The sequence below is a fragment of the Rasiella rasia genome (assembly GCF_011044175.1).
Classification (GTDB): domain Bacteria; phylum Bacteroidota; class Bacteroidia; order Flavobacteriales; family Flavobacteriaceae; genus Marinirhabdus; species Marinirhabdus rasia.
In genome coordinates, this window is record NZ_CP049057.1 from 625,121 (window position 1) to 651,344 (window position 26,224).

General features: G+C 37.9%; 27 protein-coding genes and 1 other RNA gene. 12 read left to right on the forward strand and 16 right to left on the reverse strand.

The genetic code is table 11. The features are described 5' to 3' along the window. Positions 1 to 59 precede the first annotated feature (59 nt). Positions 60 to 2,510 (reverse strand): endopeptidase La, encoded by a 2,451-nt coding sequence (lon, locus tag G5B37_RS02835; protein ID WP_164678536.1) that lies wholly within the window; start codon positions 2,508 to 2,510, stop codon positions 60 to 62. A 216-nt stretch (positions 2,511 to 2,726) separates the two neighbouring features. On the opposite strand from lon, the gene G5B37_RS02840 reads away from it, so the two are divergent. From G5B37_RS02840 to G5B37_RS02855, 4 genes are read left to right on the forward strand one after another with little or no spacing between them, the layout of a single operon-like run. Then, positions 2,727 to 3,281 (forward strand): RNA polymerase sigma factor, encoded by a 555-nt coding sequence (locus G5B37_RS02840; RefSeq protein WP_164678537.1) that lies wholly within the window; start codon positions 2,727 to 2,729, stop codon positions 3,279 to 3,281. Further along, entirely contained in the window at positions 3,278 to 3,829 is a 552-nt protein-coding gene (locus tag G5B37_RS02845) for a hypothetical protein (RefSeq protein WP_164678538.1), read from the forward strand. Before G5B37_RS02840 ends, G5B37_RS02845 begins: the two co-directional genes overlap by 4 nt. Further along, positions 3,813 to 4,892 (forward strand): DUF4097 family beta strand repeat-containing protein, encoded by a 1,080-nt coding sequence (locus tag G5B37_RS02850; RefSeq protein ID WP_164678539.1) that lies wholly within the window; start codon positions 3,813 to 3,815, stop codon positions 4,890 to 4,892. Before G5B37_RS02845 ends, G5B37_RS02850 begins: the two co-directional genes overlap by 17 nt. Before the next feature lie 22 nt (positions 4,893 to 4,914). After that, positions 4,915 to 5,646: a head GIN domain-containing protein gene (locus G5B37_RS02855; protein WP_164678540.1), complete on the forward strand. Its 732-nt coding sequence runs from the start codon at positions 4,915 to 4,917 to the stop codon at positions 5,644 to 5,646. A 60-nt stretch (positions 5,647 to 5,706) separates the two neighbouring features. Here G5B37_RS02855 and G5B37_RS02860 read toward each other — a convergent pair whose 3' ends face one another. From G5B37_RS02860 to G5B37_RS02870, 3 genes are all read right to left on the reverse strand, one after another. After that, a complete protein-coding gene (locus tag G5B37_RS02860) occupies positions 5,707 to 7,122 on the reverse strand; it encodes a DUF6252 family protein (protein ID WP_164678541.1) in 1,416 nt (471 codons plus the stop codon). Positions 7,123 to 7,180: 58 nt separating this feature from the next. Further along, positions 7,181 to 8,500 carry an MFS transporter gene (locus tag G5B37_RS02865; RefSeq protein ID WP_164678542.1) on the reverse strand — a complete coding sequence of 440 codons (1,320 nt, stop codon included), beginning with the start codon at positions 8,498 to 8,500 and terminating at the stop codon, positions 7,181 to 7,183. Positions 8,501 to 8,576: 76 nt separating this feature from the next. Further along, entirely contained in the window at positions 8,577 to 9,398 is an 822-nt protein-coding gene (locus G5B37_RS02870; protein ID WP_164678543.1) for a M48 family metallopeptidase, read from the reverse strand. 133 nt (positions 9,399 to 9,531) lie between these two features. Between G5B37_RS02870 and G5B37_RS02875 the strand changes: the two genes are divergently transcribed. The 4 genes from G5B37_RS02875 to lpdA all read left to right on the forward strand — a co-directional run bounded on the left by G5B37_RS02875 (position 9,532) and on the right by lpdA (position 12,471). Beyond that, positions 9,532 to 10,065, forward strand: coding sequence for a collagen-like protein (locus tag G5B37_RS02875; protein ID WP_164678544.1), 534 nt, complete (start codon positions 9,532 to 9,534; stop codon positions 10,063 to 10,065). A gap of 3 nt (positions 10,066 to 10,068) precedes the next feature. Next, positions 10,069 to 10,569 (forward strand): peptide-methionine (R)-S-oxide reductase MsrB, encoded by a 501-nt coding sequence (gene msrB, locus G5B37_RS02880; protein WP_164678545.1) that lies wholly within the window; start codon positions 10,069 to 10,071, stop codon positions 10,567 to 10,569. Continuing rightward, the gene (gene msrB / locus G5B37_RS02885; protein ID WP_164678546.1) at positions 10,566 to 10,961 is read left to right on the forward strand and encodes a peptide-methionine (R)-S-oxide reductase MsrB; all 396 of its coding nucleotides are present in this window, start codon (positions 10,566 to 10,568) and stop codon (positions 10,959 to 10,961) included. The genes msrB (G5B37_RS02880) and msrB (G5B37_RS02885) overlap by 4 nt, the downstream gene beginning before the upstream one ends. Positions 10,962 to 11,094: 133 nt before the next feature. After that, entirely contained in the window at positions 11,095 to 12,471 is a 1,377-nt protein-coding gene (gene lpdA, locus G5B37_RS02890; RefSeq protein WP_164678547.1) for a dihydrolipoyl dehydrogenase, read from the forward strand. 51 nt (positions 12,472 to 12,522) lie between these two features. Here lpdA and G5B37_RS02895 read toward each other — a convergent pair whose 3' ends face one another. The 7 genes from G5B37_RS02895 to G5B37_RS02925 all read right to left on the reverse strand — a co-directional run bounded on the left by G5B37_RS02895 (position 12,523) and on the right by G5B37_RS02925 (position 16,809). Then, on the reverse strand, positions 12,523 to 12,996 hold the full coding sequence (locus tag G5B37_RS02895; protein WP_164678548.1) for an outer membrane beta-barrel protein: 474 nt from the start codon (positions 12,994 to 12,996) through the stop codon (positions 12,523 to 12,525). Between the two features lie 42 nt (positions 12,997 to 13,038). Continuing rightward, on the reverse strand, positions 13,039 to 13,452 hold the full coding sequence (gene aroQ, locus G5B37_RS02900; RefSeq protein WP_164678549.1) for a type II 3-dehydroquinate dehydratase: 414 nt from the start codon (positions 13,450 to 13,452) through the stop codon (positions 13,039 to 13,041). 65 nt (positions 13,453 to 13,517) lie between these two features. Further along, positions 13,518 to 14,006, reverse strand: a complete 489-nt coding sequence (locus G5B37_RS02905) for an outer membrane protein (RefSeq protein WP_164678550.1) — start codon at positions 14,004 to 14,006, stop codon at positions 13,518 to 13,520. A gap of 100 nt (positions 14,007 to 14,106) precedes the next feature. Continuing rightward, the gene (locus tag G5B37_RS02910) at positions 14,107 to 14,676 is read right to left on the reverse strand and encodes an outer membrane beta-barrel protein (protein WP_164678551.1); all 570 of its coding nucleotides are present in this window, start codon (positions 14,674 to 14,676) and stop codon (positions 14,107 to 14,109) included. Positions 14,677 to 14,794: 118 nt separating this feature from the next. Continuing rightward, positions 14,795 to 15,457 (reverse strand): porin family protein, encoded by a 663-nt coding sequence (locus tag G5B37_RS02915; RefSeq protein ID WP_164678552.1) that lies wholly within the window; start codon positions 15,455 to 15,457, stop codon positions 14,795 to 14,797. A gap of 158 nt (positions 15,458 to 15,615) precedes the next feature. Further along, positions 15,616 to 16,179, reverse strand: a complete 564-nt coding sequence (locus tag G5B37_RS02920) for a porin family protein (RefSeq protein ID WP_164678553.1) — start codon at positions 16,177 to 16,179, stop codon at positions 15,616 to 15,618. Positions 16,180 to 16,251: 72 nt separating this feature from the next. Then, entirely contained in the window at positions 16,252 to 16,809 is a 558-nt protein-coding gene (locus G5B37_RS02925) for a porin family protein (RefSeq protein WP_164678554.1), read from the reverse strand. A gap of 95 nt (positions 16,810 to 16,904) precedes the next feature. Here G5B37_RS02925 and xerD point away from each other — a divergent pair, with 95 nt between their 5' ends. Both xerD and G5B37_RS02935 read left to right on the forward strand, forming a co-directional pair. Then, a complete protein-coding gene (xerD, locus tag G5B37_RS02930) occupies positions 16,905 to 17,804 on the forward strand; it encodes a site-specific tyrosine recombinase XerD (RefSeq protein ID WP_164678555.1) in 900 nt (299 codons plus the stop codon). An 80-nt stretch (positions 17,805 to 17,884) separates the two neighbouring features. Beyond that, positions 17,885 to 18,835 (forward strand): aldo/keto reductase, encoded by a 951-nt coding sequence (locus tag G5B37_RS02935; protein WP_164678556.1) that lies wholly within the window; start codon positions 17,885 to 17,887, stop codon positions 18,833 to 18,835. A gap of 73 nt (positions 18,836 to 18,908) precedes the next feature. Here the strand turns inward: G5B37_RS02935 and rny are convergent, their stop codons facing one another. The 4 genes from rny to G5B37_RS02955 all read right to left on the reverse strand — a co-directional run bounded on the left by rny (position 18,909) and on the right by G5B37_RS02955 (position 21,323). Beyond that, complete coding sequence (rny, locus tag G5B37_RS02940; RefSeq protein ID WP_164678557.1) at positions 18,909 to 20,474, reverse strand: ribonuclease Y; 1,566 nt, start codon at positions 20,472 to 20,474, stop codon at positions 18,909 to 18,911. Positions 20,475 to 20,567: 93 nt separating this feature from the next. Further along, positions 20,568 to 20,675: non-coding RNA, 6S RNA (ssrS, locus tag G5B37_RS02945), on the reverse strand. Between the two features lie 53 nt (positions 20,676 to 20,728). Further along, the gene (locus G5B37_RS02950) at positions 20,729 to 21,019 is read right to left on the reverse strand and encodes a cell division protein ZapA (RefSeq protein ID WP_164678558.1); all 291 of its coding nucleotides are present in this window, start codon (positions 21,017 to 21,019) and stop codon (positions 20,729 to 20,731) included. A gap of 13 nt (positions 21,020 to 21,032) precedes the next feature. Then, complete coding sequence (locus G5B37_RS02955) at positions 21,033 to 21,323, reverse strand: hypothetical protein (RefSeq protein ID WP_164678559.1); 291 nt, start codon at positions 21,321 to 21,323, stop codon at positions 21,033 to 21,035. Between the two features lie 143 nt (positions 21,324 to 21,466). Between G5B37_RS02955 and G5B37_RS02960 the strand changes: the two genes are divergently transcribed. Together G5B37_RS02960 and G5B37_RS02965 are read left to right on the forward strand one after the other, a co-directional pair. After that, positions 21,467 to 23,155: a M23 family metallopeptidase gene (locus G5B37_RS02960; RefSeq protein ID WP_164678560.1), complete on the forward strand. Its 1,689-nt coding sequence runs from the start codon at positions 21,467 to 21,469 to the stop codon at positions 23,153 to 23,155. A 15-nt stretch (positions 23,156 to 23,170) separates the two neighbouring features. After that, positions 23,171 to 25,636 carry a TonB-dependent receptor gene (locus G5B37_RS02965; RefSeq protein ID WP_164678561.1) on the forward strand — a complete coding sequence of 822 codons (2,466 nt, stop codon included), beginning with the start codon at positions 23,171 to 23,173 and terminating at the stop codon, positions 25,634 to 25,636. Positions 25,637 to 25,705: 69 nt separating this feature from the next. On the opposite strand, the gene G5B37_RS02970 is transcribed toward G5B37_RS02965, so the two are convergent. Beyond that, the gene (locus G5B37_RS02970; RefSeq protein ID WP_164678562.1) at positions 25,706 to 26,185 is read right to left on the reverse strand and encodes an Lrp/AsnC family transcriptional regulator; all 480 of its coding nucleotides are present in this window, start codon (positions 26,183 to 26,185) and stop codon (positions 25,706 to 25,708) included. Positions 26,186 to 26,224: the final 39 nt, after the last annotated feature.

The following is a 26,224-nucleotide window of genomic DNA, read 5'->3' on the forward strand; positions in this document are numbered from 1 at the left end:
AAGAAAGCTGTCTATAAAGGAACTTCTCGGTGATTTCCCTTTATAGACAGCTTTTCCAGTTATAAATTTTTGGCGTTCTTCACTTTTTGCTTTGTCAAAGCAAGTTCTAACACATCGCTCATCTCTTTTACGTAATGAAAGGTTAACCCTTTTAAATATTCAGGTTTTATTTCTTCAATATCTCTTCTGTTGTCTTCGCACAGTAAAATTTCCTTAATTCGTGCACGTTTAGCAGCAAGAATTTTTTCTTTAATTCCACCCACAGGTAGCACTTTTCCTCGTAGTGTAATTTCTCCTGTCATAGCTATGCTCTTTTTTACTTTACGTTGTGTAAATAAAGAAACCAAAGAGGTAAGCATGGTAATTCCTGCGCTCGGACCGTCTTTTGGCGTAGCACCTTCTGGAACGTGAATATGAATGTTATACTTTTCGAAAATTTCTGTAGACAACCCAAGCTTTTCGGTATTAGATTTAATGTATTCTAGGGCTATGGTTGCACTCTCTTTCATCACCTTCCCTAAATTACCTGTCATGGTAAGTTGCCCTTTACCTTTAGAGAGTGTAGATTCAATAAACAATATATCACCCCCTACGCGTGTCCATGCAAGACCGGTAACCACTCCAGCTACGTCATTATTTTCGTACTTATCGCGCTCTAGTCTAGGGGCCCCCAGTACATCTACCACGATTTGGTTGGTTACTTTTACTTCGTACTTCTCTTCCATGGCTATATTCATAGCCGCATGACGCACCATTTTAGCAATTTGCTTTTCTAGTCCGCGTACACCGCTTTCTCTCGTGTACCCTTCTACAATCTTTTCAAGTTGTGCTTTGCCAATCTGAAGATGCTCTTTTGTAAGTCCGTGTTCTTTTAATTGCTTCGGAAGGAGGTGCTTTTTGGCTATTTCTACTTTCTCTTCAATTGTGTATCCGGTAACATTAATAATCTCCATACGGTCGCGTAACGCTGGCTGAATGGTACTTAAACTATTAGACGTAGCAATAAACATTACTTTAGACAGGTCGTAGCCTAATTCTAAGAAGTTATCGTAGAATTCACTGTTTTGCTCCGGGTCTAATACTTCTAGCATGGCAGAAGACGGATCTCCTTGACTCCCTACTGAAAGTTTATCTATTTCATCTAAAACAAACACCGGATTACTAGTTCCTGCTTTTTTAAGGCTTTTAATAATTCGTCCTGGCATGGCGCCGATATACGTTTTACGATGCCCTCTAATCTCGGCTTCATCTCGCAAACCGCCTAAAGAAATACGTACATATTCTCTGCCCAAGGCTTCTGCAATAGACTTTCCAAGGCTGGTTTTACCAACACCTGGAGGACCGTACAAGCACAGAATAGGCGATTTCATATCGTTTCGCAGCTTTAAAACTGCCAAGTACTCGATAATACGTTTCTTTACATCGTCTAGACCGTAGTGGTCGCGATCTAAAATTTTTCGCGCACGTTTTAAATCGAATTTATCTTTACTGAATTGATCCCAAGGAAGCTCAAGCAGCAAGTCGAGATAGTTTTTCTGAATACTAAACTCTGCCACTTGCGGATTCATACGTTGTAGTTTGGCAATTTCTTTATCGAAATGCTTCTGTACATCTTCTTTCCACTTTTTCTTTTTTGCACGAGCACGCATTTCTTCAATTTCAGCTTCGTTTGAAGTGCCTCCCAATTCTTCTTGAATGGTTTTCATTTGCTGATGAAGGAAATATTCTCGTTGTTGCTGGCTAATATCACTTTCAACCTTAGATTGAATATCGTTGCGCAAAGAGAGTTTTTGCAACTCTACATTCATGTATCGCAACGTTTCTAAGGCACGTTCTTTTAAGTCGTTTATCTCTAGTAATTTCTGTTTTTCTTCTACGGAAATATTAAGGTTTGAAGACACAAAATTGATTAAAAACGAAGAACTTTCAATGTTTTTAATAGCGAAAGCAGCTTCTGAAGGAATGTTAGGACTGTCTTTAATTATTGTAAGCGCTAGTTTCTTTATAGAGCTTATAATCTCTTTAAACTCGGCGTTTTCTTTAGCAGGTCTTGCTTCGGCAACTTCGCGTATGGTGGCGGTCATGTAAGGATCAGTAGTCATGACTTCTGCAACCTCAAAGCGCTTCTTACCCTGAATGATAACAGTAGTGTTACCGTCAGGCATTTTAAGTACGCGTAGAATTTGTGCAACGGTACCAATGGTATTAATATCTGCCAAGTCTGGATTTTCATTATCCTCATCTTTTTGAGATACTACACCAATGACTTTACCTCTTTTATTGGTTTCGTTAATAAGTTTAATAGACTTGTCGCGCCCCGCTGTAATTGGTATTACTACACCAGGAAATAGCACCGTATTTCGCAATGGTAAAATAGGTAAGGTTGTTGGCAGTTCTTCCCGATTCATTGCATCTTCATCTTCGGTCGTCATTAAGGGGATTAAATCTGCCTCGTCTTGCAATTCTTGAAATGACAAGTTGTCTAAGGTAATTAATTTGGATTTCGCCATATATGTTTGTAGGACATTCTGTCACGAAGTAGCTTCGTTTCAGTCTGTTTATGATTAAAAATTAACGTTTCATCTTCGGTAACTCTTTTAAAATCAGGTAATTTCCGAAGTATTACATCTTATATGGTTCAATAGTTGTGCCATGTAAAGAAAAAAATAGCAGGAACTGTAACAAATAGAAACCAATACTATCTTTACAGTAAATCAAAAAGATTTTTGGCACTAACCCACCAGGACATATCAACCGTACTCGTTCTTTGTAAAAAAGGCAATCAGTTAGCACAACTAGAAGTGTACAACCGCTATAATAAGGCAATGTATAATGTTGCTTATAGAATTGTAAAAGACACGGCTTTGGCAGAAGATTGTATGCAAGAGGCCTTTATTTCAGCTTTTACCAAGCTAGATAGTTTTAAAGGAGATGCTGCTTTTGGAGCTTGGTTAAAACGTATTGTAGTAAATAATAGTCTAGTGCAATACAAAAAGAGCAAGCGCTATGTGCCTATTTCTGAAAATCTAGAAAATGGAGAAGAAATGGAATATCATGACGGACTGGCAAGTGAGGACTACAGTTCACTGAAAGTGCAACACATACGCTCGGGCATGCGCGAACTAAACAGTAGTTACGAGCGTATTTTGAACCTCCACTTTATTGAAGGGTATGACTATGAAGAAATATGTGACATACTAGAGATTAGTTACTCAAACTGTAGAACCCTGATCTCTAGAGCAAAAGAAAGTTTACGAAAAAAATTGAAAGTAGAATCATGAAGAAAAAAGAACCCATACAAGACTTATTTGAAAGACTCGAAGGCTCTTTTGACACTCAGGAAGTTCCTGTGGGTCATCAAAAACGGTTTTTGGAGAAGTTAAATAAAACTGAACAACAAAAATCGCCAAGGCATATGGTTTGGAAAGTAGTCTCTGTAGCAGCAGCCATCACGCTTATATTGTTTTTAGGAAGCACTTTTTGGACGCAAGAAGCACCACTAGAAGCAGAATTAGCAAGTGTTTCTCCAGAAATGGAAGAAACTCAATCACTTTTTACAACAACCATTAACGAAGAGATTCAAAACTTGCAACAATATGAATCGCCTGAAACAAAGGAATTAATAGACAATGTGCTCGCAGAAGTTACCCACTTAGAAAATGAGTACCAGCAATTAAAGAAGGACTTAGTAAGTAGCGGTAATAACAAGCGTGTTATTCGTGCGATGATAAACAATTTTCAGAATAGAATTGTACTGTTAGAACAAGTTGCAGGAACTGTTGAAGAAATTAAAACACTTAAAAACGAAATCGATGAAACAACTATATAATATACTTTTTATAGTAGCATTATTGCCCGCGGTGGCATTTGCTAACAATGATAAGTTTAAAGGAAAATACACCAAAGAAAAAAAGATTCATAAAGAATATGATGTCAATGCTAATGCTGTACTCGAGATAGTGAATTCTTTTGGAAATATCACCATAGAAACCTGGAACCAAAATAAAACGGTTTTGGATATAGTAATTAAAACAAACGGAAATAAAGAAGACAAGGTTATAGAGAGATTAGAAGATATTTCTGTAAACTTTACCGCTAGTGGTTCCAAAGTGTTTGCCAAAACAATGTTTGAAAAAAAGACAACCAACTGGTGGGGCAAAGGAAACAATAATGTCTCTGTAGATGTAAGCTACACTATAAAAATGCCTATAACTAATAGTGTTGACCTAAGTAACGATTTTGGCACGGTTCGAATAGATAAGCTTGAGGGCCACGCTAAAATTACCAATGACCACGGAAAGCTTATCCTAGGAGCGCTTTGGGGAGAAGATAATTTACTAAATTTTGACCATAGTGGTAATTCAACTATCGAGTTTATGAAAAGTGGTAAAATCTATGCAGACCACTCTAGTTATACACTCAATAAGGCCGAATCGTTGCAATTGAACTGTGACCATACCAAAACGGAAATTGGGGAGGTGAAAGATTTAAATTACAACAACGACTTCGGAAAAATTTCCATAAATAAAGTAAACAACATTCTTGGACGTGGCGAACATATTGGTCATAATATAGGTACGGTTTCGGGCTCACTCGATATAAAAACAGATTTTGGTGGTGTTCGGGTAGACCGTTTAGAAAAAACCTGCAAGAATGTGCTTATTAAGTCTGAATACGGTTCGGTAAAACTGGGGTTAGCATCAGATTATAACTTCGATTTTGTGGCAAACCTTAACTATGCTGGGCTAAAAGGCAAAGAGTTACTCACATTCACAAAAAAGCATGAAGATCATTCAGACAAAGTATACGAAGGATATTTCGGTACACAAGGCAGTGGAAACACAGTAACTATTATCTCAAATTTTGGAGGAATCACCCTCACTAAACTATAAAAACAATTAAAAAGCGAACATCATGAAAAAAATCATCAATTATTCCCTAGCAATTACATTCTGTTTAATTGGAGCTACTGAAATGCAGGCCCAATGGAAGAAAAACAAAATAAAAGGAAGCGGAAACCTTACTAAAACTACGCAAACAACAGCCGATTATGATGAGGTGAAGGTAGTAGGCTCTTTAACCGTAAACCTTGTATCGGGCAACGAAGGATCTATTACCATTTCGGCAGACGATAACTTACATGAATATGTAGAAGTTGAAAGCAACGGCGGTGTTTTAAAAGTAAAAATGCAAAAAGGTATTAGCTATTCATCAAAAAACGACATTGTAGTAACGGTCCCTTTTGAGAGTCTCACTAATGTTTCACTTACGGGTTCTGGTGATGTAACAAGTAGTGCGCCTATAAAAGGAAGTAACTTAGATATTAATGTTACCGGAAGCGGTGATATGATTCTCGCCATAGACGGTACTAATGTTGATGCAAAAATTACAGGAAGTGGTGACATGCGATTATCTGGATCAACCAACAACCTATCTGTTAAGGTGACGGGAAGCGGAGATTTTGAAGGATACAATCTGAATGCTGTAAACACAGAGGTTTATGTTTCTGGCTCTGGAGATGCTGATGTAAGTGCTCAAAATGAGCTCACAGCACGTGTTAGTGGCTCTGGAGATGTTCGATACAAAGGAAATCCAGGAAAGAAAGACACCAAGGTTATGGGTTCAGGCACAATTAGATCTAATTAGAATATTCTAAAACATAAAAAAGGCGCTCGATGAGCGCCTTTTTTTATTTTGTGCAATCGCCTACTGAAGTTCAACTAAGAAGCTACCGTTAGTAATTTCATAGACTGTAGGATCTGTTAACGTTTGGTCTTTTCCTGTAAAGCTGAAAGTTCCTTCAATAATTCCTGTTACTTCATCAAAACTAAGTATTTCTAAGATTCCAGGATCTGAGCTAAATGATGCCGAGGTCCCTACATCTGGTGTATAAGTTCCTACTACTTCACTACCCGTGCTAAGTAACGGACTCATACCGTATGTTCCTGGTCCTACAGAGGCTGGGAAGTTTAATTCTATAGTACGATTTCCTAAGGTTGCAAGAATTGTAACCACCTGCACTCCATTAAAGTCGCCTTGTGTAGCAACAGCTGTTTCTGGAGTAAACGTTCCGCCGTCTATATCGGCTTCAAAAAAGAAAGTAATGTTACCTGGAGTTGGCACAAAAGTTATATCTAATGTACCTTCTGTTATGTTAACAACCGTTGGGTCTACGTTTAAAGGGTCACGAGCAGTAAATTCAAAACTAGCTACTAGTTTTCCTGTTTGTGAGCTAAACTCTGTGATAGAAATAGTTCCTGGATTAGAAGATAACACTTCTCCTCCATTATTGCCATTGTAGTACCCTATTAGCATACTACCATCAGAAATGCCATTAAACATATCGAATGTTCCTGTTTCTAACGTTTCAGGAACATCTAATCTAATGGTTGCTCCTTGTGCATCCATCGCTTGAATTTGAATCATAGGTTGCATACCAACCATGTACTGAGAAACAACTACATCTACAGGTGTAAACGCTTCGTTGTCTACGTTAGCAAAAAGCTCATCGGGATCTACGTTTCCTCCTTGTCCGCCGCCCATGGTGTCGTCTATTGTAAAAGGAATGGTGTTAAATGCTCCGGAATTAATATTAATGGTTTGGATCACAGGATTTCCATCGCCATCAACAATTGGATTACCTTCTGCATCTAATTGCAGGCGCGCTCCTGTAAAAGCAAAAGTTCCACTAATGGTTAACGCATCTGTATCGTACACAGAAAGGTTTAAAGTTCCTGTTCCACCAAAAGCAGCAACAGACACATACGGGTTTGGGAAATCTTCACCATCTATATAAGCAGCACCGTTTTGCGTTCCAGTTCCTTGAGCTAAGTTGAATTCGGCAACAGAAGGATTTTCAATTGCCAGCGTGATTACCTCGCCTGTACTCGCTTTTTGACCCGTGATTGAAAGTATATTAGATTCTGTAAAAAACACCACTTGGGTACTTTCGGCTACAAAGGCCTCTTCCCCTATGGTTGCTATAAACTCTCCTTCTTCAGCCATACCCGCGGCATCGTCATCCATTGGTATTTCGCCATCAAATGTTTCGTTATCGCAACTAGTGATTTGAAAAGCTAGAAAGGCAAGAAGTAAATATTGTAAAGGTCGAAATTTCTTCATAAGTAAGTTTTTGCTATTGGTAATAAACGCAAACATAAGTAAAAATTGTATATCTATCTTAATTTCTCGGTACTCGGAACAACAAAATAACGCCTACAATAAAAAAGATGATAAAGAAAAGAATTGCATAGCGTATACTTCCTGTAACTTGAGCTACGTAGCCATAGCTAAGCATTCCTATTACAATTCCTATTTTTTCTGAAACATCATAAAAACTAAAATAAGACGCTGTGTCTAGTGCTCCTTCAGGAATTAACTTAGAATACGTAGACCGCGATAACGATTGTATCCCTCCCATCACTAACCCAACCGTAGCTGCTGTAGCGTAAAACTGATTTGGTGTTGTTATGGTATAGGCATACACACAAATGGCTATCCAAATAATATTAAGCACAATAAGGGTTGAAATATTTCCGTATTTAGCAGATGCTTTTGCCGTTAGGTATGCCCCTAGCACCGCTACTAATTGAATAAGCAAAATACTAATAATAAGACCTAGTGTGGTATCGGTTTCTCCCCAATCTAATTCTTCAACACCAAAGTAGGTCGCCACAAGCATTATTGTCTGTACCGCCATACTGTACACGAAAAATGCACCGAGATAGCGTTTTAATGGGATATTCTCCTTCGTTTTATGCCATATTAACTTTAGCTCTTTAAAACCATTAAAAACAACGTGTTTTGTGAACTTTTCTTTTTTGTTTCCCTTCGGAAGGTGGTAATAACTATATTGACTAAAACCAATCCAGCAAAGCCCTGTAAGTACAAACGACAGTCTTGTTGGTAAGCCTTCGTCTTCAAATCCGAAAGATTCGCTAAACATTATCATTACAAGACAGACGCTTAACAGCAAGACACTACCAATATAGCCCAAAGAATAGCCTTTTGCGCTAATCTTATCTTGTTGTTCTGGATATGCAATGTCTGGCAAATATGAATTGTAAAAAACCAAGCTAGCCCAAAAGCCAATAAGCGCCAAAAAATAACACAACAACCCAAACCAAAGATGCTCTAAAGAAAACCAAAAGAGTCCGATACAACTAACGGCGCCTAGGTAACAAAAGAATTTCATAAACATCTTCTTATTCCCAACATAATCTGCAATACCACTAAGCAGTGGGCTTAAAATGGAAACTAACAAAAAGGCAGCGGCAGTTACGTAACTTATAAGAGAGTCGTTGTTAAAATCGAAACCTAAGAAGGTAATGGTGTCGTCTAAAATTTTACCATTCTCATCTTTAACTAAGGTTAAAGCTCCATAAAATATTGGAAAGACCGCAGAGGCGATTACCAAACTATACACAGAATTGGCCCAGTCGTAGAAGGCCCATGCATTTAATAGTTTTTTACTTCCTTTAGGTAGATTTGTTGTGCTCATTTGGTCGATTTACATAAAAAAACTGCCAACAAATGTTGGCAGCTTCCAAATTACTAAAAATTAGTTATAGTTCTGTTTATTTTTTAAAGCTTGTAACTCCAAATTTTCTTGCTTCTGCTTTTGCTTCAGCCGCCCAAGCAGTGATATTATTAATACGTGTAGTGCTAGAAGGGTGTGTACTTAAAAACTCTGGTGGTGCGTTGCTACCAGCGTTTGCTTTCATACGCTCCCAAAGTTGAGCAGCGGCCATTGGCTCATATCCCGCAATTGCCATTAGGGTAAGTCCAATTCTGTCTGCCTCACTTTCATGATTTCTGCTAAAAGGCAGCATCACTCCTACTGTAGAACCTAAGCCGTATGCCTGATTAAAAATCTGTTGTTTTTGAGGATCGTTTCCTAGGGCAAGGTTACCAGCTACCGCGCCTACAGCCTGATATTGTGCGGCACTCATACGCTGTTGTCCGTGATTTGCTAATGCGTGAGCTACCTCATGCCCCATTACTGCCGCTACTCCCGTTTCACCTTGTGTAATTGGTAAAATTCCGGTGTAGAAAACTATCTTACCCCCTGGCATACACCAAGCGTTCACAGCAGGGTCTTCCACCAAATTGTATTCCCACTGGTAGTCATTTAAATAACCTGCGTACCCATTTGCATTTAGGTATCGCTCTGAGGCAGTAGCTATTTTTTGCCCAACATTAGTAATCATTCTAGCATCGGATGTATTTGTAACTACCTTATTTTCATCTAAAAACTGGTCGTATTGTTGAAATGCCATTGGAAAGATTTGTGAGTTAGGTACCAATGCCATTGTTTTTTTCCCTGTAAAGGGATTTGTAGCACATGCTATTGCCAAAACAGCAACAATAGCTATGCCTAGGGATGTTTTAATTTTCATGATGTAGTGTTTTATTTCAAGTTTAAAGATACGCAAATGTAAAAAGTATCTTCATAAATAAAAGTTATAAATGCCTTCAATATATTACGAATATGGAATGACTTTTGCTAAGCTATGCATAAAACGTACCATTATGAAGTATTTATTATTATGTCTAGCAATTACAAGTTCAATGTTCTTTACTGCCTGCGAAGGTGATCCAGGACCTCCAGGACCACAAGGTGACCCTGGGATTAACATTTTAGGTCAAGTATTTGAGGTTACTGTAGATTTTCAGTATAATCCAGATACAGCGTTACAAGAAGCATTAATTAATATACCCACATCTGTTGAGGTTTACGAAAGTGATGTCATATTAGTTTATCGTTTGGAAAAAGTGGTGAATGCAAGCGGTGGTTCTGCAGACGCTTGGAGCCCATTACCGCAAAACTTCTTTTTAGGAGGTGGAGATATCATTCAATACGTGTATAATCACACCTTTTTTGACGTAGAATTATTAATTGATGGAAATTTCGACCTTTCTGTGTTATCTACAGACTTTACAAACGACCAAGTGTTTAGAATAGCAGTAGTGCCTTCAGAATTTGCAACAGACGGAATGTCTATGACAGATTTGCTTGAAACACTTACCATAGATGCTGCAGATATTGAAACCATAGGAAATTAGACAATGATAAAAAATAGTATTTTAGTACTTATCACGCTTGTGCTTTTTAGCTGTAAGTCTGAAGCACAGGATAAAACTGATGCAAAAGAAACTTTCAGCATTACAAAAACAGAAGCCGAATGGAAAGCGCAACTCACAGAAATGGAGTATTATGTGTTACGAGAGGCTGGAACTGAAAGAGCTGGCACATCTCCATTAGACAAAAATTATAAACCAGGCACGTATGTATGCGCTGCCTGTGCCACACCTCTTTTTAAGAGCGAACATAAATTTGATAGCGGTACAGGATGGCCAAGCTTTGACCGAGAAATAGAAGGCAATGTAGCATTTGACACAGACTATAACTTGGGCTATGCGCGTACCGAAGAACACTGCGCTACCTGCGGTGGGCATTTAGGTCATGTGTTTAAGGACGGTCCGAGAGAGACTACCGGAGAACGCCATTGTATTAATGGCGCTGCTCTTAATTTTATACCAGAAGGAGAGGAAATTCCAAAGCAATGAGTACATATCCCATACAAAAAACTGAAGAAGAGTGGCTTGAAGAATTAGGTCCAGAACGCTACCGAATCTTACGAGAAAAAGGAACAGAACGTCCTTTTACAGGTGCTTACAACCTTACACAAGAGAAAGGAACGTACACCTGTGGCGCGTGCAATACGCAACTTTTTGAAAGCAATAGTAAATTCGACAGCGGTTGCGGATGGCCTTCGTTTGACGAAAGTATTGAGGGTGCGGTGGCATATATAAAAGACACCACCCATGGAATGATACGAACAGAAATTCTTTGTGCAAGTTGTGGCAGTCATCTAGGACATGTTTTTAACGACGGCCCAACAGAAACTGGACAGCGCTATTGCGTAAACTCTTTATCCATTGATTTACAGAAAGATTAGAAATTTTTTCTGTTGTTAAAACTAAATCCCAAATGCCAATCTATTGGAATTTGGGATTTGTTATTTGTTCCTTGCCTTTTTAGTGTTTCATTTCGTAAATTCGTAATCTCAAATTAACGATTAAAACTACGAAATGAGTAAATACGATATCATTGTTCTTGGAAGTGGTCCTGGTGGCTATGTTGCTGCTATTCGCGCTTCGCAATTGGGCTTTAAAACAGCTATTATTGAAAAAGAAAGCCTAGGAGGCGTTTGTCTAAACTGGGGATGTATTCCAACCAAGGCATTGCTAAAAAGTGCTCAGGTATTTAACTATTTGCAGCACGCAGAAGACTATGGCCTTACCGTTTCTGGAGCCGATAAAAACTTTGGAAAAGTAGTAGAACGCAGTCGTGGCGTTGCCGATGGTATGAGTAAAGGCGTACAATTTTTGATGAAGAAGAACAAAATTGACGTTATAAATGGCTTCGGAAAGCTTAAAGCAGGCAAGAAAATAGATGTTGAGGGTACAGAATATAGTGCAGATCATATTATTATTGCCACTGGTGCAAGATCTAGAGAATTGCCAAATCTTCCACAAGATGGGAAGAAGGTAATAGGATATAGAGAAGCAATGAGCTTAGAGAAACAGCCTAAATCTATGATTGTTGTAGGTAGTGGAGCTATTGGTGTAGAATTTGCACATTTCTATAACGCAATGGGTACCGATGTAACCATTGTAGAGTACCTCCCTACGCTAGTTCCTGTTGAAGATGAAGATGTTTCAAAGCAGTTTGAGCGTTCGTTTAAAAAAGCAGGAGTTAAGGTAATGACAAACGCTTCAGTAGAAAAAGTAGACACTTCAGGAAAAACAGTGAAAGCTACTGTAAAAACCAAAAAAGGAGAAGAAGTTATAGAAGCAGACGTTGTACTTTCAGCAGTAGGAATTGTTTCTAATATTGAGAATATCGGACTAGAGGATGTGGGTATCGTAACAGATAAGGGTAAGATTATGGTGAACGATTGGTACCAAACAAACATTCCAGGATATTATGCTATTGGAGACGTGGTGCCTGGCCAAGCATTAGCACACGTTGCTTCTGCAGAAGGGATTACATGTGTTGAAAAAATTGCTGGTATGCACGTAGAAGCTATTGACTACGGAAATATTCCTGGGTGTACGTATGCTACTCCAGAAATTGCAAGTGTTGGTATGACCGAAAAACAAGCGAAAGAAGCAGGTTATGAATTGAAGGTTGGTAAATTTCCATTTTCAGCTAGTGGAAAAGCAAGTGCTGCAGGCACCAAAGATGGCTTTGTAAAAGTAATTTTTGATGCTAAATACGGAGAATGGCTTGGCTGCCATATGATTGGCGCTGGGGTAACAGATATGATTGCCGAAGCCGTTTTAGGTAGAAAACTTGAAACAACTGGACATGAAGTTCTAAAAACCATTCACCCACACCCTACTATGAGTGAGGCTGTAATGGAAGCAGTTGCTGATGCGTATGGTGAGGTAATACACCTTTAAAAACATAAATAAATTCTATAAAATGCGGCTCAACATTGAGTCGCATTTTTTTTAAAAACTATACCCAAGACCTAAGAATAATACATTTGGAGACAGCTCTTCAAGGCCTAAAGTGTATTTTAGATTTAGCTCAACATTATCAGAGAAATGATATGCTGCACTAACATCGGCTCGCACTTTAAACTTAGTCGTAAAAAAGTCGAAGAAATAGTTGATACTCGGTCCTACAAGTAAACTGAGATCATTAGATACGTAGTATTCTGCGTATAGCGGAGCGTTGATAAACCGAAACTCTCCTACTCCTTTATACAGCACTTCGGGTTGAATATGAAAATTTTCACTTACTGTAAAATCTACGAACAGACCACCAAAGTAACCGAATTCGGTTTCTGGACGTTCTCCAAATTGCTCTTGATTTTCAGTAAAAAATGTTAGATTAACCCCGCCTTTTATTCCAACATCTGTTTGAGCACTTGCGTAATAATGCATGCTGAAAAGGATAGTTAAAAGAATTACATTTTTCATAGCATAAAGAAATGCGTTAAAATTTATTTTGAAAGTACCTACCTACATAAAGTATTGCAAAGCAAGATCGTAACTACGTAAGCCAAACCCCATGATAACTCCTACGGCATTCGGAGAAATATATGATTGATGCCGCACCTCTTCTCTTGAAAACGTATTTGAAATATGAACTTCTACCACAGGCGTTTCAATAGCTTTTACTGCATCTCCAATACCCACCGAAGTGTGCGTATATGCAGCAGCGTTTAAAATTATCCCATCATAGCTAAAGCCTAATTCTTGGAGTTTATTTATGAGCTCTCCTTCTACATTAGACTGGTAGTGAGATAGTTCAACATCAGTATATTTAAACTGTAGTTCAGAGAAATACTCCTGAAACGATTTTGAACCATATATCTCAGGTTCTCGAGTTCCTAGAAGGTTTAGGTTAGGACCGTTTATGATGGCTATTTTCATGTTATAAATATACATATAAAAAAAATCGGGTGAAGTACCCGATTTTATATTGTGTGTAATTTAGTCTAGAACCCGAAATGCAATCCAGCTCGAGCATGAACATAACCCGCATCTAATACCACGTACTTAACTTCGGCAAAAACACTCACGTTGTCAACAATAGTGTAGCGATAGCCCGTACCTAGGTTAATACCAAATTCAGAATCTGTAACAGTACTTTCTCCCGTCACAAGTCCGCCCCCTAACCCTAAGTTTTTAACAGTAAGCGACAGATATTCTCCACCAGCCAATGCATATAGATTATCTACCACGTAATATCTTCCATTTAAGTCAAGAGCAAGCCATTTATCTCTAATACCTCCATCTTCTGTAGCTGCAAAAGTTCCATTAAACGCAATACCCCATTTTTCATTAAAGTCGTAGTTTAGATCTGCTCCTGCACCAACGGCATCTATTTCTGTAAGATACCCAGCATGTATACCAGCTCCGAAGCCTTGTGCCTGCATGGCGTAGGTTGAAAGCGCTAACGTAGCAATAAATAAGAATTTTTTCATTGAATTGTTTTTAAGTAATTATCATATTCAAAAATACACTTTTTAAACATAAAAAAAGCAGGAGTATAAGCTCCTGCTAAAAATATTGTTGGATTATTTTCTATTCAAAAAACCAGCCTACAGAAACACTAAATACTGAATTTGCTGCTTCTATATCATTATCTTCAAAAACACTAATAAAGTCTGACGCATACCTTAACTGGAAAAACAACCCTAAATCGGGTAGCTGATATTGAGCACCAATAGCGTTACTAACGATAAAGCTCTTAGCCTCCACATCTATGGTTCCAGCATTTGTATCTTCTTCGCCAACTAAGTTAAATCCAAATTGAGGACCGCCATGTAGACTTAGCCCTTTAGCTACAGTAAAATCTACTAACACAGGCACATTTATATAATCAAGATTACCTGTTGCCTCAACACCAAAAAGATTGTAAGTGTAGCCCTGTCTAGAGTATACTAATTCTGGTTGTAGCGCAAGCCAGCTATTCAGGCCAATGTTTGCTAGACCTCCAATATGGAAATCGGTTTGTCCATCTAAACTCCTCACACTATCTCCATAAAGTCCCGAAAAATTCACACCAGCTTTGGCACCAAATTTAGTTTCCTGGGCATTTACGGTAAGCGTTGCTAATAGAACCAAGGTCATTATACACACGTATTTTTTCATTTTGTATTTATTTTATTAGGGTTAAAAATTATCAAATTTTGGTAATTCAAATTATAAGTATTAGCTACATAAAAAAACAGGAGCTCGGCTCCTGTTTCTGCAACTTTTTTAGGTTGTATTAGAAAGAATATCCAACAGATAATTGGGCAACATTATTTTGATTCTTAAAATTGTCAGAACCTGGTCCATCATTTATGTTAGATAAACCCAATGCATAGCGCGCACTAAAAAATACACCCATAGGTAATCTGTACGTAGCTCCAGCGGCTAAACTAAAGTCAGTTCCTTTTACAGAATCTGAAATATCTTGTTCGCCACCAGATTGCGATTCAATAATAGCAATTACTTCAGGCGTTGCATTCTCTCCACTCACTTCTATATCATTTTCTCTATTAGCAGATGCAAGAAATCCAATTTGCGGACCAGCTTCTACAGAAAATTCTTCTGTAAAATAATATTTACCCAAAATTGGAATATTTATATAGTCTATTTTTTGCTTTGATGTAGATTTAGCTGTTATACCTATGTCACTAGTTGTTTCTTCAAACTTATTGCCTTGCGCAGAATAAAGAATCTCAGGCTGTATACCAAATTTCTCGCTTATAAGAATTTCAACCAACCCTCCAATATGGAAACCTGTTAAACCTTCAGAATCCTCAGTAAAATCTCCTCCAACACTTGCAAAATTTACACCTGCCTTCGCACCAAACTTAATATCTTGTGCATTAGTAAAGGTGAAAGCAAATAATGCGATTGCAACTAAAACTACTTGTTTTTTCATAATTATTTTGTTTAGATTAATCTTTCAGTCCTAAGAACATCGTTTTTAGCACCTATTGGGATTAATATTTGTTAATAAACTACACTGTTTTTTATTCGTATTCTTTCAGTAGAAAGAACAATATATGCGTAACAATTGTCAATTATTGATGTCGCTCTCTAATTGAAGAAATAACCAACTGAGAGGCTTACAACAGAATTTTTTCCCGAAAAATCTTCAATAATATCTGTTACACCCACGGTATAACGAGCTTGAAAAAAAACACCTACTGGAAGTTTGTACTGAGCTCCTATAGCACCTGCAATATCCAGGCTTTCAATAGTATCAATATCTACTTCATTATCGGTTTGATTGTCCTTTACAATAGCATTTAGATTTATACCTATTTGCGGCCCACCTTGTAAGCTAAACCCATCGGCAACAGTAACGTCTGCCATAATAGGAATATTCAAATAATCTAAAAATGCTTTTACATCGGCAGCTCCATCTTCAAAACCTTGTCTAGAATAGAGTACTTCCGGTTGTATTGCAAAAATATCAGACACTCCAATATTTACAACACCTCCAAAATGAATGCTGGCTTTTCCATCAAATCCATCGGCATCATCTCCTGTTACAGACGCCAAATTAAGTCCCGCCTTGGCACCAAACTTCACGTCTTGTGCATTGGTAAATGTGAATGCAAATAATGCAATCACCATTAATACTACTTGGTTTTTCATCGTTATATTAGTTTAAGTTAGTTATTAAAACTACAAAAAATAATTAAGCCACTCTATAGGGCAATTGACTTATTATAGGAAACTATAACCTACAGAAAGTGTTACTACACTGTTTTTACCACTCGCTCCTGGTGCGTCTGGAACATCAGAAAAACCAAAATTATAACGCCCTTCTAAACGCAGGCCTAGTGGCACATCGTAGCCTAATCCCACAATTCCAGATACATCAAAGTCGTTAATAGCAATATCGTTAATTACTTCACCAATTACTGTTTGTGTCTCGTCATTTACTACAACACCAAATTGAGGTCCTGCTTGTACGTGAAAACCTTTCGCAATATATACTTTAGCTACGATTGGTACATTTACATAATCTAAATCAAATTCACCTGCGTCAAATTCGGCTCCTTGCTGCGAGTACAATAAATCTGCCTGAATTCCTAAGCGGTCATTAAACTTTCCACCTACAAAAGCACCCACTACAATACCGGTTCTGCTGCTTAAGTCTAACCCTTGCGCATCACTAATACTTGCGAAGTTAACACCCGCCTTTATACCAAAATCAATTCCTTGCGCCGAAACAGCTGTTGCCATACAAGCGAAAATAAAAACTAAACATATTTTTTTCATTGTTGTTATTTTTAAATTAAACAGCTCAAATATAATTGAAACCATCCCTCTTATTTGCTAATATTATATTAAATTGACTTATAAATACGGTTTTCATGAAATGGCAACAAGCCCTAAACGATTATAACAACTACCTCCGTATAGAACGCGGACTTTCAGAAAACACCATACAGAATTACACCTTAGACATTCGTAAACTATATATTTGGTTAGAAGATAATGCTAGTGAAGACTCTCCTATTAATATCACTGAAGAGCGTATACTTCAGTTTATTTACGACCTAGGAAAAACAATGAATCCGAAATCTCAAAGTAGGATTATCTCCGGGCTTAGAGGATTTTTCAATTTTCTAATTTTTGAAGGATATCGTACTACCAACCCCCTAGAGCTTGTAGAAAGTCCAAAAACAGGTAGAAAACTACCAGATACGCTCTCTATCCAAGAAATTGACAGCATTATACAAGCCATTGACCTAGCAACTCCCCAAGGCGAGCGCAATCGTGCTATTTTAGAAACACTTTACGCCTGCGGACTGCGTGTATCTGAATTAATAACACTGAAAATATCTGACTTGTTTTTTGAGGAAGGCTTTATTAAAATCACAGGAAAAGGCAACAAACAACGTTTTGTACCTATTGGAGATAATACCATTAAATATATTGAAATCTATAGATCTGAAATTAGAGTACACCAACAACCAAAACCAGAGGCAAAAGACACCTTATTCTTAAACAGAAGGGGCAACGGACTTACCCGGGCTATGATTTTTACCATCATAAAACAACTCACCGAAAAAGCAGGAATCAATAAAGCTATTAGTCCGCATACCTTTAGGCACTCATTTGCCACGCATTTACTTGAAAATGGTGCCGACTTAAGGGCGATTCAACAAATGCTGGGTCATGAGAGTATTACTACTACTGAAATATACACCCACGTAGAAACTTCTCACCTTACTCGAGTGATGCAGAAATTTCACCCTAGAAGTAATTAGCCGTTAAAGAAACGCTAAACTGCCTTATACGCTTCGGAAAAAGTGAATTCTTACGTAATTTATACCCTAAATAAAATACTATGAAAACATTACAATTTGACAATAAAGACACAGTACATGCTATTGGTCTAGGAACCTGGAAAGCTACAGGAAACAAAGTGAAACAAGCCGTAAAAGATGCACTCTACGCAGGATACCGCCATATAGACACAGCGGCTGTTTATGGCAATGAAGTAGAAATTGGAGAAGCACTAGCCGAAGTCTTCGCTGAAGGCAGCATCTTTAGAGAAGATGTATTTGTTACTTCAAAACTTTGGAACGACGCTCACAAAGAAGGGCAAGTAATTCCGGCATTACAAGATTCGTTGAGTAAGCTAAAATTAGACTACCTAGATTTATACTTAGTGCATTGGCCTGTCGCTTTTAAAAATGGAGTCAATTTTCCGCAGAAACCATCAGACTACTATTCATTAGAAGAGGTGCCTCTCATAGAAACTTGGAAACAAATGGAAACAGCCAAAGATTCAGGCATGACCAGACATATTGGGGTTTCAAATTTCAGCAAAAAGAAATTACAAGAATTGGTATCTAACGCCAAAACGAAACCTGAAATGAACCAAGTAGAGCTCCACCCGTTACTACAACAACGAGATTTGGTAGACTACTGTGCTCAAGAAAACATCTTCGTTACCGCCTACTCTCCCCTAGGTTCTGGAGATCGTTCTGAAGCCATGAAAGGCGAAGATGAACCTAATTTGTTTGAAATAGAAACCATTCAGAATATTGCTAGAAAGCACAACGCATCTATCGGGCAGGTGCTTATTAATTGGCATACACAACGCGGTACAGCGGTAATTCCGAAATCGACTAGCGAAGAACATATTAGAGAGAATTTTAAGGCAGCACGCATTGAATTAGACGACTCTGACTTAAAAGAAATTGAAAGTTTAGATCGTGGGCAGCGATTTATAACGGGTACGTTTTTTGAAGAACCTAGTAAAGGATATGTAGATATTTACGATGAAGCATAGCTTTTACAAGTGATTATAAACAAAAAACTCGGACAGAATTTGTCCGAGTTTTTTATGTTTATACGTTTCGCTATTACTTTGCGATATTCACAGCTCTAGTTTCACGAATTACGGTAACCTTTACTTGACCAGGATAGGTCATATCTGTTTGGATTTTCTGAGAAATCTCAAACGAAAGTTGTGCAGCCTTATCGTCGCTTACCTTTTCACTCTCTACCATTACACGTAATTCTCGTCCGGCTTGAATAGCGTATGCCTTATTAACCCCGTTAAATCCGAATGCAATATCTTCTAAGTCTTTTAAACGTTGAATATAAGAGTCTAGCACTTGTCTTCTCGCTCCAGGTCTAGCGCCGCTAATGGCATCGCACACCTGAACAATAGGTGAAAGTAAGCTCGTCATTTCTATTTCATCGTGGTGTGCACCAATGGCGTTACACACTTCTGCTTTCTCACCGTACTTCTCTGCCCATTGCATTCCTAAAATAGCGTGAGGTACTTCTGTTTCGGTTTCTGGAACTTTTCCTATATCGTGTAATAAACCAGCTCTCTTTGCAAGTTTTGGGTTTAATCCAAGCTCTGAAGCCATTACACCACATAGTTTTGCCACTTCGCGAGAGTGATGCAATAGGTTCTGTCCGTACGAAGAGCGATAGCGCATACGCCCTACAGCCTTTATTAACTCAGGGTGTAGCCCGTGAATACCCAAATCAATTACTGTACGTTTTCCTACGTCTATGATTTCCTCTTCTATTTGCTTTGAAGTTTTACGTACTATTTCTTCAATACGTGCTGGGTGTATTCTTCCGTCGGTTACTAATTTGTGCAATGATAATCGTGCAACTTCACGTCTAACACTATCAAAACAAGAAAGTATAATAGCTTCTGGTGTGTCGTCTACAATTATTTCAACACCCGTTGCGGCTTCAATGGCACGAATATTTCGACCTTCTCTACCAATAATACGTCCTTTTACATCGTCGCTTTCAAGATTAAATACAGAGACACAATTTTCTATTGCCTCTTCGGTACCAATGCGTTGAATGGTGCTAATGATTATTTTCTTGGCCTCCTGCTGCGCTGTCATTTTAGCTTCTTCTACAGAATTTTGGATATAAGCCATAGCACTAGTCTTCGCCTCTTCTTTTAGGCTCTCCATAAGTTGTGCTTTGGCATCATCTGCAGACAGGCTTGAGATTACTTCTAATTGCTCTATCTGACTACGGTGCATTTTTTCGACTTCGGCTTTCTTTTTGTCTAAAAACTGAATTCTATCATCGTAATCTTTTCGCTTGCTTTCTACATCTGCATTTAATTTTTTATGCTTTGCAAGCTCACTAGAAATCTGCGATTCCTTATCGCGTGTGCGTTTTTCGGCCTCGGCCATTTTCTTATCACGTCCAAAAATTACTTTCTCGTGCTCAGACTTAAGTTCAATAAATTTTTCTTTAGCCTGAAGCATCTTATCTTTTTTAAGTGCTTCGCCTTCTTGCTTTGCTTCTTTTAAAATATTAGAAGCGCTTTTTTTAGCATTTTTAATGAGTTGTGAAGAGTTGTTTCGCTCTAATATTTTTGCAATAACAAATCCTATAATGATGCCGACAATAGCGGCTATAATTCCTATAATGGTACTATCCATAGTGATAAATTTTACACAGAACATGTATGTTCTAATGGTTAACCCTTAAAATTAGGGCATAAAAAAGCCTACATTAATAGGGTGATTTTGAATAAACTCCTTAAAGAAAAGTTTAGGGCTAACAAGCTGATCAAGTATCCGCTCAAAGACGGCTCGCTTTTACAACTTCAACTCACCCTTTTTAAAGAATTCGTGTTGAGTTTACCAAAATAATTATTAATGTAGGCAGTAACCTTATTATATGTTAAGAACGTTTAAGATAGGTGCTCCTGCAATAATTGGTTGAGTGCAGTTAACTGCGCTTCCACTTGTTGCGTATCCGTATCTTTGTCAATTTCCTTTTGCTCTACTTGCGCTGCAAACTGAAGGGCACACATGGCCAAAACATCCTGTTTGTCGCGTACAGCATAGCTTTTTTCAAACCGTTTAATCATTTCTTCAATCTTCTTAGCGGCTTTTCTAAGGCCTTCTTCCTGGTTTGGCGCTATAGTAAGCGGGTATACCCGGTCTGCGATTGATAACTTAATTTTTAACGGGTTGGACATTGATTTTATTGTTTCATTCAGAAAGCTGACCGATACATTGGTCTATTTCCCGAACTAAAGCATTTATTTTGAGCTTTGTTTCTCTTTTATGTTGGTCGCTGCCCAGCATTGAATTTGCCAACTGTAACGAACTACATTTCTCTCTCCATTGTTGCGCCTCTTCTTGTGAAGCTTTCAACATTTTATGGGTTTCATTCGCTTGAGCCTCTAACCGAATATTTTCTTGCTTCAGTTTTTCATAGCCATGAAGCATTTTGCTGATTCTATTCTCAAGAGTATCAACGATTTTTGAAAGATCGTTCATTACATTATATTTCAATACTGCTTTCACAAAGTTAACATACGCCGTCAAATAAGACAACTGTTTTCTACAATTTTTTGTAATATTGAATGTTATTACAAACAACGGTCACCGCTCCCCTTAATATTTAGCGTATTACGATTTTTATGAAGTATATTATCTTTCTTTTTGCCATACTAATTAGCTCTATAACCCTCGCTCAAAAAGAACTCCCCAAAGACTATTTTAGCGATCCGCTAGATATTCCAATTATTCTTTCTGGAAGTTTTGGCGAGTTACGCAGCAACCATTTTCATAGTGGCTTAGATATTAAAACTCAGCAAAAAGAAGGTTTTCCGGTGTTTGCTCCAGCAGATGGATATGTGAAACGAATTAAAGTGGCACATTATGGCTACGGAAAAGCGTTATACCTACAGCACCCAAACGGCTACACAACGGTATATGCACACTTACAAAGGTATGCAGGCAATATTCAGAAATATGTAAAAGAAAAGCAGTACGCTAAAGAAAGTTATGAGTTTGAGGACTTCCCAAAAAACACGTATCTGCCTGTTAAGAAAGGCGAAATTATTGGATATACCGGAAATAGTGGTAGCAGCGGCGGTCCTCACCTTCATTTTGAAATTAGAGATCCAGGCTCTCGCCCAATGAATCCGATGCTTTTTGGAGTAGAAATTCCCGACACTAAGATTCCGTTAGTAAATTCAGTCTTTGCATACCCTACTGGAGAAGGAGCCCACGTAGATAATAATGGGAATAGAAAAAAATTACGCCTCATTAAACAAAAAGATGGTAGCTATAAAGCAGAGAAAATTTCAGCATGTGGTAAAATAGGTTTTGGAGTATCTACTTACGACCAACAAAATGGTGCTTCAAATAAAAATGGAGTGTACAAAATTAAGACTAGCTTCAATGGCACTGAAAAATTTGAGGTACTGTTTGAAAAATTCAGTTTTGCAGAAACGCGTTATTTAAATCGTTTTATAGACTATAATTACTTTAAAACTAACAAAAGTCGGGTGCAGAAGCTTTTCCGCGAAAGCAATAATCCGTTAAGCATTATAACACAAGAAGACAACAACGGCTATATTACGGTAGAAGACGGTTTTACTTCAGATTACACCATAGACATTACAGATTACAAGGGTAACAACATTAGAATAGTAGTACCTATTGAAGGGAAATATGAAGCAAGCCCAGAGCCAGCAAAGGTAGACGAGACAGAACATTTTGTATATGCAAATCAGGGAACTTCTATCACCAAAGGGAAGTTTAGTATCTATATTCCTTCGGAAAGTTTATATGAAAACACCTATTTAGCAATTGAAGCTTCGGGCGATACTATTCAATTTCATGAAGATGTAGTGCCTATTCATAAAAATATCACCCTAAGTGTAGATGCTTCTAACTACAAAGAAGAAGACCTGTCTAATTTATTTATTGGCAGACTTAATTACAAAGGAGATCCGTATTACAACACCACATCTCGTAAAGGCACTAAACTTACAACACGCACACGAACGTTTGGCACCTACGCGCTAGTTTCAGACAATACGCCTCCCAAAGTAAGCCCTGTTAATTTTACCGACGGAAAATGGATAAGCAAAAACAAAACGCTTAAAATTAGAATAGACGACGACTTAAGCGGTATTGCGAATTATCGTGCAACTGTAAACGGAACTTATATTTTAACGGAATATAATTACAAAACCGACGTTTTAACTTATGATTTTGATGATGGCATCGTTAAAGATACCGAAAACAATCTCAAACTAATTGTCGTGGATAATGTGGGAAATAGTACTACATTTGAAGCAACTTTTTTCAGAAAATAACCAGATTAATTGCCATTGAAAACTACACTACTTACCCTCGTTTGTTGCTTATTCTGTCTATCTGGAGCACTCATTGCCCAGAACGCAACCGTAAAAGGAATTATATTCGATGATCAACAAAAACCCTTACCAGGTGTAAATGTTACCTATGGTGACGATGGTACACAAACAGATTTTAATGGGGTGTATGTCTTGCAAATTCCTTCAGATACAGATATACAGCTGAAATTTTCTTACGTAGGATTTAAAGACGTAACATTAAACTTGAATCTTTCTAAATATGAAGATTACGAGTTTAACTACGCAATGAAAACCGACATTGAAGTTATTGGAACCGTAATCATTGATGAAAAAAGACGTAAAAAAGTACAAGGTTTAGAGCCAATTAGCCCAGAAATTGCAAGAAGAATGATTGGTGGTAATCCAGGAGTTGAAAACATTCTGCAATCCTTACCAGGGGTAAATATTAACAACGAACTAAGTACACAGTACGCTGTACGAGGTGGAAATTATGACGAAAACCTTGTTTACGTAAACGAAATTGAAGTATACCGACCTTTTTTAATTAGAAGTGGACAACAAGAAGGGCTAAGCTTTGTAAACACAGACCTTACAAGTTCTGTCGATTTCTCGGCAGGTGGATTTCAGGCTAAATATGGAGATAAACTTTCGTCTGTACTAGATATTAAATACAGAAAGCCAGCCTCTTTTGACGCCTCTCTTGACTTGAGCTTACTTGGAGGATCTATGGCTGTTGGTGGCGCTTCTAAAGATGGACGTTTTACAGGTATTGTAGGGTTGCGTTACCGAGACAACAGTCTTTTTGTAGATGCCAAACAAACCGAGACTAACTTTAGACCTAAGTTTGCAGATGCACAGACCTATCTTACCTATAAGTTTAGCAACAAATTTGAATTAGGCTTTTTAGGAAATATCGCTATTAATCAATACGATTATGAACCCCTTACACGTCAGACAAACTTCGGAACCCTTGCAGAGCCAATTGCACTTCTTGTATTTTACGACGGTCAAGAAGAAGACCGATACAATACATATTTTGGAGCACTAAAGGGCACCTACGCTGTTTCAGACACCTATACAGCTAAGTTTATTGCTTCAGCTTACCAAACTACCGAACAAGAATATTTCGACATTCTAGCGCAATATCGCTTGGGTGAAGTAAATACAAATATTGGAGACGATAATTTAGGAGAAGTTGAATTTAGCGAAGGAATTGGTTCGCAACTTACGCATGCTAGAAACGATTTAGACGCCCTCATTATTAACTTGCAACACAAAGGAATTGTGTCTGTAGATGACGAATCTACGGTAGAATATGGCATTAAATACACCCGTGAAGACATTCGCGATCGTGTGCAGGAATACGAAATCATTGATTCTGCCGGATTCTCTATAAGACCCCCTATCATTGACTTTGCCAACAACCAACCGTATACGCCTTTTGATGCACCTATTGTCCCGTTTACAGATATTCGCGCACAAAATGATGTTCAAATTAACCGTTTCTCTGGATTTGCTCAGTGGAGCAAGTCTACAACATGGGGTTCTAACGAGGTTTGGCTTAACGGAGGGGTGCGTGCTCAAAACTGGACCGTAAGCGGAGACGGCATCGAAAGTGTATCTCAAACGGTTGTAAGTCCGAGAGCACAAATATCACTTAAACCAGATTGGGATATGGACATGCTTTTCAGACTTTCTGGAGGGTTTTACCACCAACCTCCCTTCTACCGTGAGCTTCGTGACTCTACAGGAACTGTAAGACCAGGAGTAAAAGCACAACAATCCATTCACATTGTATTAGGAAACGACTATAGTTTTAATTTATGGGATCGCCCGTTTACACTCAACAGTGAATTGTACTATAAAAACTTAACAAACGTAAATCCATACACCCTAGAGAACGTTCGTATTCGCTACAGGGCTAATAACAATGCGGTAGCCTACTCATATGGGTTAGATATGCGATTGGCAGGTGAATTTGTGCCAGGAACAGAGAGCTGGGTAAGTGTTGGATATTTAAAGACCGAAGAAAACATAGATGACCGAGGCTATATTTTTAGACCAACCGATCAGCGATTAAAATTTGCTGTCCTGTTTCAGGATTATGTAAAGATTATTCCAGATTTAAAGATGTATCTAAACTTAGTATATCAAACCGGACTACCTGGCGGATCTCCTAGTTATGCAGACCCATACGACTTCCAGACGCGTCTTTCTGATTACAAAAGAGCCGATTTGGGTGTGTCTTATGTTATTGTTCGTAAAGACAAACAAAGAGACAGCGGATTTTTAAAACCTTTTAAGGAATTGAGTATTGGGGCAGAGATTTTCAACATCTTTGATGTACAAAACTCTATTACAAATACGTTTGTACGTGATGTATACACAAAAACACAATACAGCATCCCAAACTTCTTATCCCCTCGTGTGTATAACGTAAGGCTTACTGCGAAGTTCTAGAAGAATTTAAAATATAAAAAAAGCCGAGCATATTAGTATGCTCGGCTTTTTTATTGCAATAAAATAGTTCTATATGTCTTTGAATATCGAGTGCATTAAACGCTTCTTATCGTTTATGCTTTCTTCTAAAGATATCATGGTTTCTGTTCTTGTTACCCCTTCAATATCATCTATCATGTAGATAATTTCTTTTGCTTGCGTAGTATCTTGCGCGCGAATTTTACAGAAAATATTAAATTTCCCTGTTGTAACATGCGCTACCGTTACGTACGGTATTTCATTAATTCGCTCCAACACAAATTGCGTTTGCGAGGTTTTATGTAGAAATATACCCACATAGGCAATAAATGAGTAACCTAATTTCTTGTAATCTATAGTTAGTGAAGAACCCGTTATAATACCAGCTTCCTCCATTTTTTTTACACGTACGTGTACTGTTCCTGCAGAAATCTTCAGCTTTTTAGCGATGTCTGTAAAGGGGGTACGCGTGTTTTCTATAAGCATGTCTAGTATGCTATGATCTGTATCGTCTAGTTTAAACTTTGCCATTATTACTGTTTTCGGGTAGGCAAAAATAGAATAATTTAC